General features: G+C 39.2%; 16 protein-coding genes. All 16 read left to right on the top strand.

Annotated features, from left to right (window positions below):
* The first annotated feature begins 148 nt into the window (after positions 1-148).
* The 16 genes from LQV47_RS10535 to LQV47_RS10460 all read left to right on the top strand — a co-directional run bounded on the left by LQV47_RS10535 (position 149) and on the right by LQV47_RS10460 (position 20,553).
* Complete coding sequence (locus LQV47_RS10535; protein WP_230036640.1) at positions 149-1,693, top strand: long-chain fatty acid--CoA ligase; 1,545 nt, start codon at positions 149-151, stop codon at positions 1,691-1,693.
* Positions 1,690-2,568: a prolyl oligopeptidase family serine peptidase gene (locus LQV47_RS10530; protein ID WP_230036638.1), complete on the top strand. Its 879-nt coding sequence runs from the start codon at positions 1,690-1,692 to the stop codon at positions 2,566-2,568. Before LQV47_RS10535 ends, LQV47_RS10530 begins: the two co-directional genes overlap by 4 nt.
* Before the next feature lie 12 nt (positions 2,569-2,580).
* Positions 2,581-5,241, top strand: a complete 2,661-nt coding sequence (locus tag LQV47_RS10525) for a TonB-dependent receptor (protein ID WP_230036636.1) — start codon at positions 2,581-2,583, stop codon at positions 5,239-5,241.
* Positions 5,242-5,245: 4 nt separating this feature from the next.
* Complete coding sequence (locus LQV47_RS10520; protein ID WP_230036634.1) at positions 5,246-6,427, top strand: alpha/beta hydrolase; 1,182 nt, start codon at positions 5,246-5,248, stop codon at positions 6,425-6,427.
* A gap of 254 nt (positions 6,428-6,681) precedes the next feature.
* On the top strand, positions 6,682-7,245 hold the full coding sequence (locus tag LQV47_RS10515) for an AraC family transcriptional regulator (RefSeq protein WP_230036632.1): 564 nt from the start codon (positions 6,682-6,684) through the stop codon (positions 7,243-7,245).
* 89 nt (positions 7,246-7,334) lie between these two features.
* On the top strand, positions 7,335-9,752 hold the full coding sequence (locus LQV47_RS10510; protein ID WP_230036630.1) for a heavy metal translocating P-type ATPase: 2,418 nt from the start codon (positions 7,335-7,337) through the stop codon (positions 9,750-9,752).
* Between the two features lie 89 nt (positions 9,753-9,841).
* The gene (locus tag LQV47_RS10505) at positions 9,842-10,090 is read left to right on the top strand and encodes a heavy-metal-associated domain-containing protein (protein WP_230036628.1); all 249 of its coding nucleotides are present in this window, start codon (positions 9,842-9,844) and stop codon (positions 10,088-10,090) included.
* A 108-nt stretch (positions 10,091-10,198) separates the two neighbouring features.
* Entirely contained in the window at positions 10,199-10,615 is a 417-nt protein-coding gene (locus tag LQV47_RS10500) for a helix-turn-helix domain-containing protein (RefSeq protein WP_230036626.1), read from the top strand.
* Between the two features lie 139 nt (positions 10,616-10,754).
* Positions 10,755-11,318: an AraC family transcriptional regulator gene (locus LQV47_RS10495; protein WP_230036624.1), complete on the top strand. Its 564-nt coding sequence runs from the start codon at positions 10,755-10,757 to the stop codon at positions 11,316-11,318.
* Positions 11,319-11,623: 305 nt separating this feature from the next.
* On the top strand, positions 11,624-12,694 hold the full coding sequence (locus LQV47_RS10490; RefSeq protein WP_230036622.1) for an efflux RND transporter periplasmic adaptor subunit: 1,071 nt from the start codon (positions 11,624-11,626) through the stop codon (positions 12,692-12,694).
* A gap of 21 nt (positions 12,695-12,715) precedes the next feature.
* Positions 12,716-15,820: an efflux RND transporter permease subunit gene (locus tag LQV47_RS10485; RefSeq protein ID WP_230036620.1), complete on the top strand. Its 3,105-nt coding sequence runs from the start codon at positions 12,716-12,718 to the stop codon at positions 15,818-15,820.
* Between the two features lie 26 nt (positions 15,821-15,846).
* Positions 15,847-17,196 carry a TolC family protein gene (locus LQV47_RS10480; RefSeq protein ID WP_230036619.1) on the top strand — a complete coding sequence of 450 codons (1,350 nt, stop codon included), beginning with the start codon at positions 15,847-15,849 and terminating at the stop codon, positions 17,194-17,196.
* Between the two features lie 22 nt (positions 17,197-17,218).
* A complete protein-coding gene (locus LQV47_RS10475) occupies positions 17,219-18,646 on the top strand; it encodes an MFS transporter (RefSeq protein WP_230036617.1) in 1,428 nt (475 codons plus the stop codon).
* A 25-nt stretch (positions 18,647-18,671) separates the two neighbouring features.
* Complete coding sequence (locus LQV47_RS10470; RefSeq protein ID WP_230036615.1) at positions 18,672-19,238, top strand: DUF2652 domain-containing protein; 567 nt, start codon at positions 18,672-18,674, stop codon at positions 19,236-19,238.
* 140 nt (positions 19,239-19,378) lie between these two features.
* A complete protein-coding gene (locus LQV47_RS10465) occupies positions 19,379-19,597 on the top strand; it encodes a heavy-metal-associated domain-containing protein (protein ID WP_230036613.1) in 219 nt (72 codons plus the stop codon).
* 5 nt (positions 19,598-19,602) lie between these two features.
* On the top strand, positions 19,603-20,553 hold the full coding sequence (locus LQV47_RS10460; protein ID WP_230036611.1) for a heavy metal-binding domain-containing protein: 951 nt from the start codon (positions 19,603-19,605) through the stop codon (positions 20,551-20,553).
* The last annotated feature ends 205 nt before the right edge of the window (positions 20,554-20,758 follow it).

The following is a 20,758-nucleotide window of genomic DNA, read 5'->3' as shown; positions in this document are numbered from 1 at the left end:
TATACACTTTGAAAAAATTTCTTTTCCGTATCACAGAATTTCCTTTTCGTATCACCACGTGTTCAGCATATCATTAATTTGGAGTTAAGATTAGTTCATATGAAATATCCTTTAGCTAAGGCCCTTTTCATATCAAAATTAACTTAATATGAACAAAACTATGCTGAACTTATCAATTTTAGTGGAAGAAAGTGCAAGAAGTAACCCCAAAAGACCGGCCCTAAGCCTTGGAGAAACTACTATCAATTATAGAATCTTTCATGAGAAAGTCTGTCAGGCAGCCAATGCATTTACAAAAGCAGGAATAGGTTATGGTGACAAGATCGCTTTGCTTTGCCCCAATATTCCTCAATTTCCGATTATTTTTTTTGCCATATTAAAAACCGGAGCAACAGTTGTACCCTTTAGTATTTTTCTTAAACCTGAAGAGATTGCTTATCAGCTTTCCGATTCTGACAGTAAATTGTTTTTGTGTTTTGCCGGAACTCCGGAAATGCCTGTAGGACAATTCGGGAAAGAAGGTTTTGACCAATGCGAAACTTGCAGAGATTTTATCAGCATAGGGCATTTGGCAGAAGACATCCGGAATTTTGATGATTTCATTAAAGATCAAGAAAAATATTTTGAATCTTATATTACCTCATCAGAAGATACAGCAGTTATCATTTATACTTCGGGAACTACAGGAAAACCTAAAGGGGCAGAGCTTTCACATATTAACCTTTTTACCAATGCAGAAGCCAGTACCACCATAGTTGCGGCGGCTGAATTTGAAGCGCAGCTTGTTGTTTTGCCATTATTTCACATCTTTGGCTTAACGGTGATGATGCTTGCAGGAATCCGGAAGTCACTTCATCTTATTCTGCTTCCAAAATTTAATGCCCAGACAGCTTACCAGCTCATTACCCGCTTTGATATCGGAATTTTTGCAGGCGTACCTTCCATGTATTGGGCGCTTCTGAATGAAGAAGATACCGAAGAAAATACCAATAGCATTAAAAAACTGAGAATCTGCATTTCCGGAGGTGCTTCTCTTCCTATAAAAATCATTGACGAATTTGAAACCCGTTTCGGAGTTCCTATTATTGAAGGATACGGAATGTCCGAAGGCTCTCCTGTGGTGACATTCAATCAGCTGACTGTGGGAAGAAAGCCCGGTTCTATCGGAACTCCTGTTTGGGGAGTTGAGGTAAAGATTGTAGATGATCAGTGCAATGAACTTCCGGTTGGGGAAAAAGGAGAGTTGATCTTTCGTGGTCCCAACGTGATGAAAGCCTATTATAAAAGAAGTAAAGAAACTGACGAAGTTCTGAAAAACGGATGGATGTTTTCCGGAGATATTGCTGTAAAGGATAAAGATGGATTTTTCTTCATTGTTGACCGTAAAAAAGAAATGATTATCCGAGGCGGCATGAATGTTTATCCCCGTGAAGTGGAAGAAGTGATGATGAGAAATCCTGATATTTCTATGGTCGCCATTATCGGTATTGATGATGAAAAACTGGGTGAAGAAATTAAAGCATTTGTGGTGAAAACAAAAGAAAGCAACGCTTCAGAAGAAGATATCAGGCTATGGATAAGAGAAAGAATTGCCAAGTATAAATATCCGAGAATTATAGAATTTATAGACGAAATGCCTTTAAGTGGCACAGGAAAAATACTTAAAAAGAACTTAAAAAAACAACTGAAATGAATTATTTTAAAATCGCAGCTCTGTCCATTGGATTATTGACAGTAAGCTGCTCAACACAAAACGTAAAAAGTACCAGAACTGCTTCTGTAAGCCAAAAAGAAGAAAAGCTTACCGACATACAATATGGAACACACGAAAAGAACATAATGGATGTTTATCTTCCTGCCGATAGAAGCCCTAACACAGCATTTCTCATTAGCATCCACGGTGGTGCCTGGACAATGGGTGACCGAAAAGACGATGTTAAATTTGTAGAATATCTTCTTTCACAGGGGATCGCTGTTGCCAATATCAATTATCGGTACGTCAATCTTACAGACACACATCTTCCTGAAATTCTGGATGATATTGACCATGCTGTAAAATACCTTTCTTCACATGCCCGGGAATGGAATACCAGGAAAAACGGGTTTTCAATTTCCGGAGGAAGCTCCGGTGCCCATGTTTCCCTGATGTATGCCTACACAAAAAATACTCAGATCAAAACCATCATAGAGATGTGTGGTCCGGTAGATTTTACAGACGTTCAGACGTTACAGTACGTGAAAGCCGCTAACCTTTTGGGGGTTCTGGATAAAATGTCTGGAAATAAGGTGGTCTGGAATCCTGGTGATGCTATCCCGGATGCTTATACTAAAACAAGTCCTGTAAAATTTATAAACCAGATTCCCACATTGATCATTCATGGGGATAAAGATGAGGTAGTTCCCATCCAGCAAGGTTATATCCTGGAAAATGCGCTTAAAGCAAAAGGCGTTCAGTATAAAATGGTAGTCGTTCCCGGAGCTGGCCATCTTATTACAAAATTACCGGAAAATGAGCAGATTGTATTCACCAACGTGGCTGAATGGCTTAAAAAAAATGGCACAAATTAATGATTAAAGTATATGAAGACTCAATTTTTACATACAAAAATTACGGTAGCCATACTTTTTCTGACAGCATCTTCTAGTTTGATGGCGCAGAAAAAAGAAGCTGATACCCTAAAAACAAAAGATATTGATGAGGTGATCATGACCGGTGTATTTGATAAAAGAACAAGAATGAATGCCCCCATTGCGATCTCTGTTTTGAAAAGTGATGTCATTGAGAAGCAGGTTCCGGTGAGTGCTGCAGATCTGCTGAAAAATGTTCCCGGAGTATATGTTAATTCGTCATTGGGAGAGATCAGAAACAATGTAAGCTCAAGAGGGATCAGCGCGGGCTCCTCAGATGGTACGTTTGCTTATGAATATATATCTATGCAGGAAGATGGTTTGCCGGTAACCAATACCACCTATTATAATTATGGCCCGGACTTTTTTCTAAGAGCTGATGCCACTATTTCTCAGATTGATGCCGTGAGAGGAGGCCCTGCTTCTATTACTGCTGCCAATGCGCCAGGTGGAATTTTCAATTATATATCAAAAACGGGCGGAAGTAAATTTGGAGGAGAAATCCGTGCCAAATATGGTGTTCAGGGGGCAAATAATTCAGGGTATCACAGACTTGATGTCAATTTTGGCGGACCTTTGGGAAAGAACTGGTTTTTTAATATTGGTGGATTTTACAGATATGATTTGGGTGCCAGATATGCCGGATATCCGTTTAATAATGGGGGACAGGTAAAGGCGAATATTGTAAAAAAATACAATAAAGGAAGTTTGAAAGTATTTCTAAAGTATCTTGACGACAAAAATGGCTATGCACAATTGGTTCCTACAAGAAATTATACAAACCCTGAACCGGCAGAAGGGTTCAGCAGCAGTTCATCCCTGCTGATTCCGAAGTTACAGTATAATTCTCCTGATTTTATCCATGGAGGAAATATAGATTATAACTCAGGCCGTCTGGTCAGTAACAAATACCGGTCTGTAGGCTTAAATTGGGACCACAACCTGGGAAATGACTGGAAGTTGTTTTTGGCAAGTAAATATTCTGATAATGATGTGGTACAGAACAGCGTAGGGAATTCTTTTATTACATCGCTGGATGATATGACCTCCTATTTTTTGGTGGGTGGATTGGGAGTGGGAACCTATTCTTTTAAGGATGCCCTCACAGGACAGGAGCTTGCCAGTGTGAATTCTGTCTTGGGAGCCGGAGGATTACCAGTTTATCAGATAACAAAAAATCAATTGCCGGGTCAGTCTATTCAGAATAATTCATTTGTAATGTCTACGCTTAATTTTTATGAAAATAAGGTAAAAGAATCCATGAGCCAGCTGACCATTAATAAAAAATGGAATACTATGAATTTCTCATTTGGCGGTTATTATGGTTACTCGGATGTATGGCGTTTTTCCGGAATCAATGGGATAGCACTTACCACTTTAGAGAATCGACCAAGAATGATGACTTTAAGTTTAACAGGGGTTACCACTTTAGATCTTACAAAACCCGGTGCTTATCAGTTGACGAATAATGACGGTTTTGCACAAGCAACGGGAAGCATAGGTGACTTGCTGGAACTCAGGGCTAAACAACAGCAGGGAGCTGTGTTTTTCGGACATACCTGGGATATTACGGATCACCTGACATTGGATTGGGGAATACGGTATGAAAAGGTATGGATCAAAGGAGATAACACCCGAACGTATCTGTTGTCGGATAAAAACGGAGGTACGGATGGCAACATTTATACCGTATACAATAATAACGTCCTGACAAAGCTTACCAATGTTGTCTACAGCAGACAGCTGGAAAACTTTTCCTATTCAGCAGCACTGAACTATAAATTCAATAATAATGTTGCCGTATATGCAAGATATTCTAAAGGCAGCAAGTCTCCGGATCTCGATATATTCTTTGCGGCCAACAGACCGGAGACCATTGGCTTACTTGATCCGCAATCGAGAAAAACACAACAGGTGGAAATGGGATTTAAGACTAAAACAACCTATTTTGATGCTTTTATAACTCCATTTTACAGTTTGCTGAGCAATGTGCCTTACAGCTTTATGGCCGATGACGGAAAAGGCGGGTTCTATACAACTCCATCATTATACAATAAAAATGAAACATTTGGAATTGAACTGGAAACCAATATCAGACCATCCGACAATTTCAGTATCAGGGCGGTGCTTACAGTACAGGATCCGAAAGTGAAGCAAGGGTATTTATGGAATTTAGGAAGTGCACCCGGCCCATCAGATGATACTGTATTTTCATATTCAGGAACTACAATTGCGTATACTCCAAAAATTATGGCCAATATAAGTCCTAATTTGAAAATTGGTAAAGCATTTGGATTTGTAACCTGGAATTATATGGGAAAAAGAGAGGGTAGTAATACCAATGTCTATAAATTACCGGGATTTTCACAGTTTGATCTGGGAATAGGATATAACGTAAATGAGCATCTCAGCATGCTGGTTAATGTGAACAATGTATTTAACAAATATGGCGTGATGAGCTACCAGAGGCCGGGAACTCTTCAGCAGCAGCTTGCCGGCTTTGAAAACTTCACCCAGGCTGAATATGCTTCTGCAGTTGCCGGCAATACTCCTTATTTCACGATTGCAATTCCACCGACTTCCGGATATCTTACAGTAACCTATAAATTTTAATATAATGAAAAAGTTTTTAAATATATTCTTTGCAGTTTTACTCTTCATCATTCTGTTATTGTTGGTTATTCCCATGATTTCGGTGTACGTGAAGGCACCCATGCTTCTGAGTGGGTATAGCAGTTCGTTCACCATACAGTTCAATTCACAGTTTGTTATTTTGAGTCTGGTACTTCTGTGTATCTGTTTTCTTTTTTATAGATATGGAAAATACTGGCGTAACTTATTGAAAATTAATATGATTCTTTCAGTGTTGTTTTTTGCGGCTCAGATTTACTTCACCATAGTTATGTTTTCTACAGCTAAAAAATACAATACCCAGGCTTCATTTTCTCAGGGATTGAAAAGTTCTGAAGAACCGGTAAAACCTACGGAAACTTATTCTTATCTTAGTATTTATAATGAAGAACAGCATATAGATGTTTTCCGCCCGGAAACAAAATCTTCTACACCTGCCATTCCGGTTATTCTGGTGCATGGAGGTGCTTTTATCGAAGGAAACAGAACTCAGGTCGGGTATGCTGCCAATTGGTTTAAAGATCATGGATACACGGTTTTCTCCATAGATTATCCTTTAGGAAAGGACGATCGGCACAATTGGGAATCTGCGGTTAATTCAGTCGTGACTTCGATGGGGTTTGTTATGAAAAATTCAAAAAAATTCAATGTTGATCCGAACAAAATAATTTTAGTAGGCGGTTCTGCGGGAGCAGCTTTGGTCATGCAGGCAGATTTAGGAGTAAGGAAAGGTTTTGCCCAATCTTATGATTCACCTCAGCCTCCGCTTCCGGCGGCCGTTATTGCTATTTATCCGCCTGTCAGCCTATCGGAACTCTGGCAGAAAATAGATGAGAAAAAAAATATCGACCTGAAAGATGCAGCCAGAAAATACCTTGGAGGATCACCCACTGAATTTCCACAGCGGTATGCCCAGCTGAATTTAATAGACCAGCTTTCCGAAGGCATTTCACCCACATTTATTATTGCCGGTGAGATCGATCATGTCGTCAATGTAGAAGCGACAAGAAAATTTGTGAAAAAAGCGGAAGATCTGAAACTTCCTGTTTCCTATGTTGAAATTCCTTACGGTGAACACGTCTTTGACGCCAATCCCAATGCTATTGCCGGACAGATTGAATGGAATAAAATAGGGGAGTTTTTAAAGAAGAATCACCTGAAAAACTGATGAGATTATGCTATTTCATTAGAAGTGTATTGGGGTGTTGGAAATGGATGATTTCCATGTAATGAAAAAAATCCTGTAATTCCTGAAAATTACAGGATTTAATGGTTTTTCAAGCATTTTTAATTTGCCTGTTGATCTTAACAGGAATACCGTATATAAATTAATTAATGAACGCCAAAAGCTCTTTATTTTAATCGTAGATTTGTTTATTAGATTTATTGTGAATTTATTTTAGATATGAACAGAGAATAAATATGAACATACTATTTATCAAAAATATGGTCTGCAACCGTTGTATTATAGTCGTGCAGAATGAAATGAAGAAACTTGGATTAAAGTTGGAAAATATTAAACTGGGTGAAGTTACTCTTGAAAAAGAGCTGTCTTCCAGTGAAAAAGATGCTTTGGAAAGTGCTTTGGTACCTTTAGGTTTTCAAGTGATCGATGATAAAAAAGGTAGGATAATAGAGCAAATAAAGAATGTAATTATTGATCTGGTACATTATAAAGATAATGATACAAAAGCCAATCTATCTGATATATTAAGTAAAAAACTAAACCATGACTACAATTACCTTTCCAATCTGTTTTCAGAGGTCGAAAGTACTACAATAGAGAAATATTTTATTGCTCAAAAGGTTGAAAAAGTAAAAGAACTTCTGGTTTATGATGAGCTGTCTTTAAGCGAAATTGCATACCGGTTAAACTATTCTAGTGTGGCCTATTTAAGCAACCAGTTCAAAAAAGTAACCGGACTTACCCCCAGCTATTTCAAACAAATCAAGGAAGAAAAGAGAAAACCGTTGGACAAGGTGTAAGTAAATATTACAAATCAATTCTATAATTCCACAATAACTGTTCTCCATATTGTCGCCAATTTTGTATTGTAAATAAATCAATCGAAATTATGGCTACAAATAACAATAGAGAAACGGTTTACATTCCATTAGAAGACGTAGAAAGTGAACATTGTGCGTTAATTGTTGAAAAAGGATTAGCACAGGTAGATGGTGTAGAAAGTCACAAAGTGGAAATAAATAACCGCAGAGCGGGCATTACTGTTACAGATAATGAAACAGTTGGTAAAGCCGTTACAGCTATTAAAAACTTGGGTTATGGTGTTCCAACGGTAAAAAACACTTTTCCGGTTTTGGGAATGACTTGTGCTTCTTGTGCCGGAAGTGCAGAAAGTATCGTAAAGTACGAGCCAGGTGTGATCGGCGCTTCTGTCAACTATGCAACCGGAAATCTTACCGTAGAGTATCTTCCCAATATGACGGATGCTTCCAAACTGCAAAAAGCGGTACAAGGTGTTGGTTATGACTTGCTTATCGTTGAAGAAACAAAGCAGCAGGAATCCCTGGAGACCATCCACGCAGAGAAATTCAAAAAATTAAAATACAAAACTATTTGGGCTGTCATCCTCTCCATACCTGTAGTAACAATTGGTATGTTTTTTATGGATATGCCTTACGGTAACGAAATTATGTGGCTCTTTTCCACTCCTGTGGTCCTTTGGCTGGGTAAAGATTTTTTTATCAATGCATGGAAACAGGCCAGACACCGTTCTGCCAATATGGACACTTTAGTAGCATTGAGTACAGGTATTGCTTACATTTTTAGTGTATTTAATATGCTTTTTATGGATTTCTGGCATCAGAGAGGTTTACATGCACATGTATATTTTGAAGCTGCTGCAGTTGTTATTGCCTTTATTCTTTTAGGTAAATTATTAGAAGAAAAAGCCAAAGGAAACACCTCTACTGCCATTAAAAAACTGATGGGCCTGCAACCAAAAACTGTGATGGTAATAACACAGGACGGAACCGAAAAACTAACTGCCATTGAAGACGTACATGAAGGTGATGTACTATTGGTAAAGCCAGGCGAAAAAATTGCGGTCGATGGAATGGTTACTTCTGGTAATTCGTATGTAGATGAGAGTATGCTGAGCGGAGAGCCTGTACCTGTACTGAAACAAGACGGTGAAAAAGTTTTTGCCGGAACAATAAACCAGAAAGGAAGCTTTCGGTTCAAGGCGGTGAAAGTTGGCAAAGAAACCATGCTGGCCCAAATCATTAAAATGGTGCAAGATGCACAAGGTAGTAAAGCTCCCGTTCAAAAATTGGTTGATAAAATTGCAGGCATCTTCGTTCCGGTGGTGATCAGCATTGCTATTCTCACATTTATTTTGTGGTTTATTTTAGGGGGTGATAACGGTGTAGTACAGGGGTTGCTGGCAGCCGTAACGGTATTGGTTATTGCATGTCCCTGTGCATTGGGATTAGCTACTCCTACGGCTATAATGGTAGGCGTCGGTAAAGGGGCTGAAAACGGTATTTTAATAAAAGATGCCGAAAGCCTGGAATTAGCTAAAAAAGTGAATGCTATTGTTTTAGACAAAACAGGAACAATAACAGAAGGAAGACCGCAGGTAACAGGCATTGAATGGCTGAACAATGATGATACAACAAAAAATATTTTACTGAGCATTGAAAAACAATCAGAGCACCCATTGGCGGAAGCCGTGGTGAAACATTTGGAAGGAGTTGATACCACAACACTATCAATGTTCGATAGTATTACAGGTAAAGGAGCTAAAGCAGATTTCAATGGTGAAACATATTTTGTAGGTAATAAAAAACTACTCACAGAAAACAACATTAGTATTGCTGAACAATTACAACAGCAGGCTGATGAATGGGGAAAACAATCCAAAACGGTAATTTGGTTTGGAAACAGTACGCACGCACTTTCTGTTATCGCTATTTCCGATAAAATTAAAGAGACATCCGTTCAGGCAATTAAAGAAATGCAGGAAATGGGAATTGAATTGTATATGCTTACTGGCGACAATGAAGCAACAGCAGAAGCGATTGCTGAACAAACAGGAATTAAACATTATCAAGCCGAAGTATTACCACAGCATAAAGCCGATTTTGTAAAAAAATTACAGCAGCAAGGCAAAGTAGTAGCAATGGTGGGTGACGGAATTAATGACAGTACCGCATTGGCAACAGCCGATGTAAGTATTGCCATGGGTAAAGGGAGTGACATTGCTATGGACGTAGCCAAGATGACGATTATTTCGTCAGACCTTACCAAAATACCTCAGGCCATACGCCTGTCTAAACAAACTGTGGCCACCATTCAGCAAAACCTCTTTTGGGCTTTTATCTACAACCTGATTGGTATTCCTTTAGCTGCCGGAATATTGTTTCCGATCAACGGCTTTCTGTTAAACCCAATGATAGCTGGAGCTGCAATGGCCTTGAGTAGCGTAAGTGTAGTAAGTAACAGTTTAAGATTGAAATGGATGAAATAAACCAGTAAATATCACAAATCAAAAAGGGAATAGCGTAAAAAATAAAAGCAGAACAATAAAGAAATTTGTAATACAAAAATTTATTTAAAATGAAAAATGTAGAATTGAACATACCCGGTATGCAGAGTGCACATTGCCAGACAAAAGTAAGTGATGCAATTAAAAATATGGCTGGCGTAAAAGTTGAAAAGCTGGAATCCACAAAATTATCCGTTTCTGTTGAAAGTGAGGAAATAAAAGAAGAACTGGTGGAAACTATTAAAAGAGCAGGTTACAAAGTAGAGGGCTATGACAGCGAAAAAGAGTCAGGTTCTTCAGCCAGTTGCTGCTCTAACTAGGAGTTTTAAGTTGATTTCAGGGATGATGCATCATACATTGGTCCCTGAAATTTTAAATACAGACTTATGTTGCTTTAGAATTTAACGTCAATACTTAAAGCGGAAGTTATGTTATCAAAAAAATCATCCAATGACCGTTCAGAACTATTTAGCAAAGTTAAAAACATTGCGGACCATATTATTCAGACCCGATTGGATACCGGTAGGTCTTTAGTTTTTGCTAAACAGATTGCCAGCGAATTGAAAGTAGATTACAATGTATTTGATAACCTGTTTTTATCTGAATATGGAATCACACTCGAAAGAGTTTATGTAATGCGGGTAGTAGAAAAAGTGAAAGAACTGCTGGTCTATACAGAACAGTCATTGAAGCAGATTGCAGGTGCATTGGGATATAATAATCCTTCTTCGCTGTCTGATATACTAAAATACAACACGGGATTTACATCCACCTATTTCAAACAAATAAGAAAAAATAAGCTGGAAATTATCAGGAAACAGCAAACTGAACAGAACGGAAATTGATGATCATTTTTGTATCATCCATGATCAACTGTTTGGCAGATTTCGTAAATCAAATACGGCATATCATAACATTTTATTACCGCTAAAAACAGACTTTTGGTTCCTTAACGTAAGGAATACTAAATATCTTTTTAAATCTATGAAATTATTAATTAAAGGCATGGTATGCGACAGGTGTATTTATGTACTTTCTGAAGAATTCCCAAAGCTTGGTGTGGAAATTTCTGATATTCGGTTAGGTGAGGTAATTCTAAAAGAAACGGATGAAATTACCATGGAAGAAGAAGTTATCAGAGTTATGCTCCAAAAGAACGGATTCGATCTGTTATACAGCAAAGATCAAAAGATTATAGAGTTGATTAAAAGTGCTGTTGAAAATGGCATACAGAAACAACTGGATACCGGTGCTGCCGTTAAATTTTCGGCATTTATCAGTAACGAATTGCATAAAGAGTATGATTCGCTGAGTGCCTTATTTTCGTCTTTGGAAGGGTATACCCTCGAAAAATTTATCATTTCAAAGAAGATAGAAAAAGTAGAAGAGCTTTTAGTCTATACAGATCAGTCGCTGTCAGATATTGCTTACGCCTTGGGCTATGGCAGCCCGGCCTACCTGTCCAATCAGTTAAAAAAATATACAGGCTTTACTTCCAGCCACTATAAAAAAATAAGAAATGATGCGAACATAATTAAGTATTCATAATACCTCTTATTCATTGTCATTAGACAAATTTTATAAAGTTATTTAAATAAAATCATCTTGCAGAACCCGTTCGTTATATGAGCAGGGTTTTCTGTTTTTAATAGAGTAGCCCCAAACATCATAATTGCCAACACGAATGTATGGTGATCTTTTATCATTCCTGAACCCGTAACCATTTAAGGCCGGAAATAGCAAAGCGTAAATCTTACAACTCTTACCTGTAATAGTCTGAAAACTGCGGCAGCTACGGCCTGTACCTTTGCTCTTAAGTTTTAATCGTCTGTTATATCATTAAACACAAGACCATGTTATACAAATCTAAAATACAAAAGGTAGGGATTTTAATTCCGTTATTGGGCATTTTACTGATTGCCTGTGAGAACAAGTCGGAAAAGGTTTCGACAGAAAAGGCAACAACTAACGCAGATGTCGGCAAATTGCCGGTAGACATTATTGTAGCACAGGAAAAACTGCTCAATCATGAAGAAGCTATAGTGGGGACGATGCTGCCTTACAGAGAGGTTTCCATCGTTAGTGAAATTCCCCAAAAGATTACTAAAGTAGCCTTTAAAGATGGCGGCTACGTTAGCCGGGGTGCCATACTTTATACACTGAATGATGCCGATATCAAATCCCGTTTAAAACAAATTGGTGCTGAATTGGAATTGGCAAAACTCAACAAAGAACGGATGAGCAATCTCTTGAAAACCGAAACCGTAAGACAGCAGGAATATGATGATTCATTGATGCGTTTCCGCTCCTTAGTGGCGCAACAGGATTTGCTTCGTGTTGAACTCGCCAAAACAGTAATACGTGCGCCATTTTCAGGGAAAATAGGTATTTCAAAGGTGTTTCTGGGTGCTTATGTTACGCCTGGTGCTGAACTCGTAAAGCTGCAGGATCAAGGCAGTATCAAAATTAATTTTTCAGTTCCGGAAAAATACCTGCCTTTGATACAGACTGGGAATAAAGTCAGATTTACTTCGGAGCTGTCAGACCAAGAGTATGCAGCAACCATCAGTGCTACTGAACCAAATCTTGATGCACAAGGCAGGAGTCTGCAGGTACAGGCCACAGCCAATAATGCTCACGGGCATTTTCGGGCAGGACTTTCAGCAAAAGTTTATTTCCTTGCTACTGAGAAAGGCACAAAAGGGATTTTGGTTCCCACTGAAGCACTTGCACCTGGTGCAAAAGGGTATACTGTTTTTATCATTAAAAATGGCGTGGCAAAACCCACCGAAGTAACCATAAGCAACAGGACAGAAACCGATGCAGTTATTACCTCTGGTATTTCAGCTGGTGATAGTATCATTGTTTCAAATATGCTACGCTTAGGAGATGGAACTCCTGTAAAAGCCATTTTGTCCAAATAATTTATTTCAAATCTTAGCATTATGAGTATATCATCTTTAAGCATAAAAAAACCGGTTTTGGCTGGTGTATTTTCACTCCTGCTCATTATTTTGGGAATAGTAGGATGGAAACAATTAGGGGTTCGCGAATTTCCGTTAACAGAACCGCCCGTAATTTCGGTCATTACGTTTTATCCTGGTGCAAGCCCGGATGTAATTGCATCGAAGCTTACCCGGCCAATGGAAGAATCTATTGCAGAAGCCAATGGAATACGTACCATTTCTTCTGAATCCAGGGAACAGGTAAGTATTATTTCGGTAGAATTTAACCGTGAAGTGGATCTTGAAGATGCACTGAATGATGTGAGGGACAAAGTGGCCAAATCCCGTAAGCAACTCCCTACCGATGTAGATCCGCCCATTGTACAAAAGGCGTCTTCGCCAGACAATCTGGTAGCATTTCTTGAGGTGGAAAGTGACACCAAAGACATAAAAGAAGTAAGCCACCTTGCTTCTACGGTCATCAAAGACAAAATGCAGTCTATTCCGGGAATCAGTAATGTAGCCATTGTGGGCGAACACAAATACGCCATGCGTCTTCGCTTTGATCCCGCAAAACTTGCCGCTTATCAATTGACTCCTGCAGACATTCGCAAAGCTTTGGCAAGGGAAAATATTGATTTACCCGCGGGCCGGATAGAAGGAAACAACAGCGAGTTGAGTATCCGTACGATGGGCCGCCTTACTTCGGTAAAAGATTTTGAAGAAATGCTCATCAGGCAGGTGGGCAGTACGGTAATTCGCCTCAAAGACATTGGCTCCGCCGAATTGGGAGAAGAAAACGAGCGTACCGCAATCATTAACGAAACAGGAAACCTAAACCGTATTGGCATTGGGGTGGCCATCCAGATACAGCGTGGTGCGAATGCCATCGAAGTGGTAGATGAGTTTTATAAGCGGTTGGAACAGCTGCGTAAAGAAGTTCCGTCTGAATACCGTTTGATAGTTGGTTTCGACTATACCAGTTCTGTACGGGAATCTATCAAAGAGGTAGAAGAAACCCTGTTTATCGCTTTCGGACTGGTGGTACTGATTATCTTTCTATTCCTTAGGGATTGGCGGTCAACCATCATTCCGGTATTGGCTATTCCGGTATCCATCATATCCGCATTTTTTATTATGTATGTAGCGGGTTTTTCCATCAATATTTTAACGCTGTTGGGATTAGTGCTTGCGATTGGATTGGTGGTAGATGATGCCATCGTTGTACTTGAAAATATTTATAAAAAGATAGAAGAAGGTATGACGCCCATACAGGCTGCATTTAAAGGATCGAAAGAAATTTATTTTGCAGTTGTTTCCACCACCATTACGTTGGCAGCCGTTTTTCTTCCGATTGTTTTCATGGGTGGAATAAGTGGGCAGCTTTTCAAAGAGTTTGCCATTGTAGTATCAGGCTCGGTAATGATTTCAGCTTTTGTGGCATTGACACTGACACCAATGTTGAGTGCTTATTTTTTAAAGAAAAAAGTAAAGCCAAGTTGGTTTTATCAGGTTACTGAACCCTTTTTTGTGCGTTTAAATAATGGATATGCCCGTTTGCTTACCACGTTTATGAAAGCCAGGTGGTTGGCCTGGATATTCTTAATAGGGACCACTGCACTCATTTATTTTGTAGGCAAAGAGCTTCCTTCAGAACTGGCGCCTGTCGAAGACCGCTCAAACATGAACCTCATAGCCGTTGCTCCGGAAGGTGTTTCTTTCGACTACATGAAAAAGCACATGACCGAAGTTGGTAAATATGTGAATGACTCTACCGATGGATTATATCAAACCTATTCCATGGTCGCTATTTCCTTTATTCCTGCTCCGGCACCCGTGAATGTGGCGGTACAAAGTATCTATCTCAAAGATCCTAAAGAAAGAAAGCACAGTGTTCAGGACCTGTACAATCAGTATGGAGCTGCATCAGGGCAATTCAGAGGGTTTCTTTTATTCCCTTATCTGCCGCCAACTATCGGGAGCCGATATGGTGGGGGTATGCCGATACAGTTTGTATTGCAATCGCAAAACCTCGACAGTCTGACGGCAGTGCTTCCAAAATTCCTGGCAGCGGCACGTCAAAGTAAAAAACTGATGTTTATAGATGCCGATTTAAAGATTAATAAACCGGAAGTAAAAATAAATATCGACCGTCAGAAAGCTGCCTTAATGGGTGTATCTATGGAAGAAGTGGCCCACACCCTTCAGCTTTCCTTCTCTGGCCAGCGTTATGGATATTTCCTGCGGGACGACCGTCAATATGAAGTGATTGGACAATTAGATAAAGCACATAGAAACGATAAAAGTGACCTGAGTGCAATCTACGTCCGTTCGGCAACAGGCGAAATGATCCCATTGAGCAACCTGATCACCACAGAAGAAGCTGTAAGTCCTGCTGCCATTTACCGGTACGATCAATATACTTCTGCTACCGTATCAGCTGCAATGGCACCGGGAGTGAGCCTTGCTGAAGGAATACAGGAAATCGAAAGAATAAAGAAAGAAGTTTTGGGAGAAACTTTCAAAGCATCCTTAGCTGGCCAATCGAGGGATTATACAGAGAGCCAGGGCAACATCACCTTTACGCTTATTTTAGCATTGATACTTATCTATATGATTTTGGCCGCTCAGTTTGGAAACTTACGTGATCCGCTTACCATTATGCTTACCGTACCAATGGCTATAACCGGAGCTATTCTCAGCCTCTCATGGTTTGGTCAGAGTTTAAATGTATTCAGCCAAATTGGAATAATTACCCTGATAGGATTAATTACCAAAAACGGAATTCTGATTGTTGAATTTGCCAACCATCTTAAAAACACAGGACTTTCAAAGCGGGAAGCAGCTATACAGGCAGCCGAGCAGCGTTTCCGTCCTATTTTAATGACGTCACTGGCGATGATATTCGGAGCATTGCCCATTGCGCTTACGCTTAACAGCCGTCAGTCATTAGGGATTGTGATTGTAGGAGGATTAGCATTCTCTGGAATACTAACCTTGTTTATCATCCCGGCTGTATATTCTTACTTATCAAGCAAAAAAGTGGAGAAAGTAGTTGTAGAAGAAGATACCGAAGAAGAAAGCAGATCAGCTGAAGTATTATGATTCCAAATCTCAAAATAAGTAAAAAAATGAAAAAAAACATCTCATATATAGGTACAATACTGCTATTGATAAGCAGCGTAAATATACTGTATGCACAGAAGAGAACGATGTCTCTTACCGATGCTCTGGAAATGGCAAAGCAGGGAAATAAGGCTTTACAGGTACAGGTTTTAGAAGAAATTAATGCTAAAGAAAAAACCCGTGAAACAAAAGGCGCCTTACAGCCTGCTATTTCGGCAAACTTTGGCTATTCCTATTATTTTGACAGGCAGGTTATATTTATGCCCGGTTCGTTCGCAGGTACCAGTAAGCCGGTGCAGGACATCGCCGTTGGCGGGAAAAATATTTATAACGGATTGATATCAGTCTATCAACCTGTTTTTACACCTGCTTTACATCATTTAACAAAGGCCTCAAAAATTAATGAAAAAATAGAAAATGAAAAGACGGGTGACCTGAAAAGTAAAGTTGCCCTTCAGGTTTCAACCCGTTATTTGGATATATTGATGATGAATAATCAATTGGGATTACTTGACCAAAGTTTGCAACGCAATTTCAAAGCACTGCAAGATTCGCGGGCCTTATTGGTGCAAGGAAAAGGCTTGAAATCTGATACGTTAAGAAGCTTTATTGCTGTAGAAAATTTGAAATCCTCTATTTCATATTTAAAAAATAACGCTGAGGTTTCAGGCATTGAATTAAAAAGGTTAATCGGACTGGATGACGCATCCGAATTAGAACTGACCGATGTCCTTGAATTGGGTATTGAAGCGGACAAGAGCGAGTTTTATCAAATTGATGAAGCATTCAAAATTGCAGTAGCCAATCGAAAAGACCTGAATATTCAAAAGTTATCTATTGATCTGCAACAAAAAAAATTAAAAGCTACGCAAGCTATGTTGTTGCCACAGCTTTCTCTAATTGGGCAATATCAGGTACAGGCGCAGGCAGATGATATGAGGTTTGGGGAATATTCTTTACCAAGAACTTCTTTTCTGGGCTTACAAGTGACTGTACCTATTTTTAACGGTTACCGTACCAGATCTCAGATCAGCCAGGAAAAAATTAAAGGCCAGCAAGAAGATATACGGTTAAACGATATAAAAGATAAGGTTAAAACAGAACTAGCAACCATTATAAGCAAATGGAAAGAAGCGAATACACAAATGGATATACAAGAAACAACGGTGCAATCGGCAGAGCTAAACCACCGCATGATGGAAGACCGCTTTAAAAACGGCTTAGGCTCAAGACTTGAATTGACGGATGCCGAATTGGCATTGACACAAGCAAAGATCAACTATCTGAATGCTGTATATAACCTGCGAACGCTTCACATAGAGCTGCAAAATGCACTGGGACTATTAAGCCTGTAACTATTCATCAATATTTTAAAAAATGAAAAAAAACATGGAACAATCAATAAATAAACCTGCCGCATACAGCAAACGCTGGTCGGCACTTTTCTTACTTTGTACTGCACAATTTATAGTAATTATGGATACCTCTATTATTGGGGTAGCTTTGCCGGCAATAAAGGCAGACCTGGGGTATTCGCAAAGTGGCTTGCAATGGATTTTTAACGCTTATGTTATTGCGTTTGGCGGCTTTTTACTACTTGGTGGCCGCTTGTCGGATTTGTTTGGCGCCCGCAAGGTTTTTATGTGGGGTTTTGCCATCCTTTCTGCCGCATCACTGTTGGCAGGTGTAGCTTGGTCAGAAGCAGCACTTAATACCGGAAGGGCTTTACAGGGCCTGGGTTCTGCATTGATTGCCCCGGCAGCGCTTACTTTAGTGCTGTCCAAATTTACCGACCCGAAAGAACTCAATAAAGCATTAGGTTTTTGGGGTGCTTCTGCAGCAGCAGGTGGCTCTGCAGGTGTTTTCCTTGGTGGAGCTATTACCGAATGGCTTTCCTGGCACTGGGTATTTCTGATCAATATTCCTATAGGACTTGCTGTGCTGTTGTATAGCCGAAGCCTGTTGTTTAAAGGCAGTACCCAAAAAGGAAAAGTGGATGTTACAGGGGCCATTTTGGCAACTGCTGCACTGGTATTCGCAGTATATGGTATTGTGTCGGCTGAAGGTGCAGGATGGAAATCGCTTCAAACCATTGGACTGTTAGCCCTGTCTTTAGTATTGTTCACTATCTTCTTTGTCATCCAAAAGCAGAAAAAGGAGCCCCTGGTTCCGCTAAGTATTTTCAAAGTGCCCAATCTTTCATCTGGTAATCTGGTCATGGCTTTGTTGGCTGCAGCGTGGATACCTTTATGGTTTTTCCTCAATCTGTACCTACAGCAGATGTTAAATTATTCTGCCTTCAACAGTGGGTTGGCATTACTGCCTATGACGATTGCTATCATGTTTTTGATGGTAGGTGTTACGGGCAAATTGGTAGCTAAATTGGGTTTCAAAACAAATCTTATAGCTGGGCTTGTTGTACTTGCCGCATCACTTCTCCTGTTTAGTACCATTCCTGCTGATGGAACGTTCCTGGTTAATGTATTACCTGCATCTTTGTTGGGAGCATTAGGTATGTCGTTAGCTTATATTCCGGGTACTATTGCTTCTATGTCTGGTGCAAAACCTGAAGAAACAGGGCTTGCTTCAGGATTGGTCAATACGAGTTATCAAGTAGGTTCGGCTTTGGGTCTGGCGATTATTGTTGCTATTTCTGCTGCAAAAACCAATGCTGTTAAAACAGCAGGAGCTCCAGATATGGCAGCGCTGAATGCAGGTTTTCAAACAGCATTTTTCTCGGCTGCTGTTATATGTGTAATTGCCGCAATTATTGCTGCATTTTCTGTTAAGAAACTCAAAAATTAACCAGTTACATTTGTTGAACTTGATTATGGAAGAACGTATTTCCCAAAATGAAAAAGGAATAATAATGATCCCGGATATATCCGGCTTTACAGATTTTGTTATCAATACCAATATGTTTATCGGAAAATATATCACTGAAAATCTTCTGAAATCAATCATTGACAGCAATAATCTTTCATTTAAAGTTTCTGAGATCGAGGGAGATGCGGTATTGTTTTATAAATACCGCAAAATACCCTCGTTTGACGATACGCTAGCTCAGATTGTGGTAATGTACAAGAATTTCAAAAAAGAGCTAGGCAGGTTATCATTGGAGCTTACTATGGAAATTTCTTTATCATTGAAAATTATTGTGCACTATGGCTCTTTTACCCGATATACAATTGGCAGGTTTAAAAAACTTTACGGAGCTACCGTTGTAGAAGCTCATCAAATGCTCAAAAACCACATGGCAAAGTTTCCACCGTATGCTTTGTTCTCCGAAGCCTTTTTAAAAGCTAATTTCGAACAGCCTGCTCAGTCTATTATTGAATATGATAACTGCGACAACTGTATTTACCTGGCTAAAATTGGATACATCCATTACCTGTAATCTGAAACCAGACCTTCAGTATCGTTAGCAGTACAAAATCTACAATCAGTAAATCTTACAAATCAAAACCCAAAAACCGCAATAGAAATCGTGTTATTTGGCTCAACTTTGTATCAATAAATAATTTAAAATAAATAAAAATGGAAAATACGAATTTTCAGTTCAAAACAAACATCAATTGCAGTAGCTGCGTAGCAAAAGTAACCCCTTTTCTAAATGATGCCGAAGGTATCGGGCAATGGGAAGTGGACACTGCCAATAGAGAGAAGATCCTAACTTTGAAATCTGAAGGAATTACTGAGCAAAAAGTGATAGAAGCAGTTCAAAAGGCAGGTTTCAAAATTGAAACTATAAAATAATTAAGATGAAAAAGGTCATCAATACATTGTTGGGCGTAACGGTTTGCTTAGTCACTTTATCGGCCTGTAACAATGTAGAAAATAAAAAAAATAAAGATATGACAACTCACGAGCATACAGACAAAGAAAGCGTTTACGCTTGCCCTATGCACCCGGAAGTAACCGGAAAACAGGGAGAAAAATGCCCCAAATGTGGAATGGATTTGAAAGCAGTTAATACTGAAAATGCAGTTGCGTATGAGGTGCAATTAACTACTTCGCCACAAAATGTGGAAGCAGGAAAACCAACTCAATTGACACTTGCTGTAAAGCAAAACGAAAAAAATGTAGCCTTGGATATTTCACACGAGATGAAACTGCATTTAATGGTAGTTAGTGAAGATTTAAGCTGGTTCCGCCACATCCATCCGGAAGAGCAGACTGACGGTGCGTATGCGATTACCGAAACATTCCCGAATGGTGGAAAGTATCTGCTGTTTTCCGATTTTAAACCGAGTGGTGGCGAACAGACCTTGAACAAACAGGAAATTGAAGTACAGGGAAAAAGCAGTCCGGTTAATAATGATATTTCAACCAAGTATATTTCAAAAGTTGATGGATTTACCATAACCCTCCTCAATGGAAGTGATTTTAAAACCAACAAAACACAACACCTGGAAATCTCCATCGAAAAAGATGGAAAGAAATTAATCGAAAAGGATTTGCAGCAATATTTAGGAGCATCTGCCCATATAGTAATGATAGGCAAGGCAGATAAAGAATTTCTGCATATTCATCCTGTAACAGACAGCCGCTTTCCAATTTTTGCACAAACACATATCGAAAATGCGGGAGTTTACAGAATGTGGGTACAGTTTAAAATAGATGGGAAAGTGCATACCGCAGATTTTACCGTTGATGTAACCAAAGGAAAGAAAGACGAAAATGGAGAACAGATGCACGTGCATCAACATTAGATTGTTTTAGAACCAGTAGAGAAATTGGTGATCATAACATAATTTTTTTCTTCTTACTGAAGAATTCCCTATCAAAAGTACATTTACAAATAAAGCCAGGCACCGATAGAAATACCGGTGCTTTTGTTTTTTTTAAGGCTGGTTTTTGATGAAAAAAATCCTTCTTTTGAAGTAATGCAGCCATTGTGTAGATTTCGGATAAAAC

The organism is Chryseobacterium sp. Bi04 (genome assembly GCF_918698085.1).
Taxonomy (GTDB): domain Bacteria; phylum Bacteroidota; class Bacteroidia; order Flavobacteriales; family Weeksellaceae; genus Chryseobacterium.
Note: the sequence above shows the minus strand (reverse complement) of the source record. Positions and strands in the feature narration are given on the sequence as shown.

What these genes read in the sequence shown, in the direction of transcription:
- LQV47_RS10535 (WP_230036640.1), top strand. Translation starts at nt 149, where the DNA reads ATGAACAAAACTATGCTGAACTTATCAATTTTAGTGGAAGAAAGTGCA.
- LQV47_RS10530 (WP_230036638.1), top strand. Translation starts at nt 1,690, where the DNA reads ATGAATTATTTTAAAATCGCAGCTCTGTCCATTGGATTATTGACAGTA.
- LQV47_RS10525 (WP_230036636.1), top strand. Translation starts at nt 2,581, where the DNA reads ATGAAGACTCAATTTTTACATACAAAAATTACGGTAGCCATACTTTTT.
- LQV47_RS10520 (WP_230036634.1), top strand. Translation starts at nt 5,246, where the DNA reads ATGAAAAAGTTTTTAAATATATTCTTTGCAGTTTTACTCTTCATCATT.
- LQV47_RS10515 (WP_230036632.1), top strand. Translation starts at nt 6,682, where the DNA reads ATGAACATACTATTTATCAAAAATATGGTCTGCAACCGTTGTATTATA.
- LQV47_RS10510 (WP_230036630.1), top strand. Translation starts at nt 7,335, where the DNA reads ATGGCTACAAATAACAATAGAGAAACGGTTTACATTCCATTAGAAGAC.
- LQV47_RS10505 (WP_230036628.1), top strand. Translation starts at nt 9,842, where the DNA reads ATGAAAAATGTAGAATTGAACATACCCGGTATGCAGAGTGCACATTGC.
- LQV47_RS10500 (WP_230036626.1), top strand. Translation starts at nt 10,199, where the DNA reads ATGTTATCAAAAAAATCATCCAATGACCGTTCAGAACTATTTAGCAAA.
- LQV47_RS10495 (WP_230036624.1), top strand. Translation starts at nt 10,755, where the DNA reads ATGAAATTATTAATTAAAGGCATGGTATGCGACAGGTGTATTTATGTA.
- LQV47_RS10490 (WP_230036622.1), top strand. Translation starts at nt 11,624, where the DNA reads ATGTTATACAAATCTAAAATACAAAAGGTAGGGATTTTAATTCCGTTA.
- LQV47_RS10485 (WP_230036620.1), top strand. Translation starts at nt 12,716, where the DNA reads ATGAGTATATCATCTTTAAGCATAAAAAAACCGGTTTTGGCTGGTGTA.
- LQV47_RS10480 (WP_230036619.1), top strand. Translation starts at nt 15,847, where the DNA reads ATGAAAAAAAACATCTCATATATAGGTACAATACTGCTATTGATAAGC.
- LQV47_RS10475 (WP_230036617.1), top strand. Translation starts at nt 17,219, where the DNA reads ATGAAAAAAAACATGGAACAATCAATAAATAAACCTGCCGCATACAGC.
- LQV47_RS10470 (WP_230036615.1), top strand. Translation starts at nt 18,672, where the DNA reads ATGGAAGAACGTATTTCCCAAAATGAAAAAGGAATAATAATGATCCCG.
- LQV47_RS10465 (WP_230036613.1), top strand. Translation starts at nt 19,379, where the DNA reads ATGGAAAATACGAATTTTCAGTTCAAAACAAACATCAATTGCAGTAGC.
- LQV47_RS10460 (WP_230036611.1), top strand. Translation starts at nt 19,603, where the DNA reads ATGAAAAAGGTCATCAATACATTGTTGGGCGTAACGGTTTGCTTAGTC.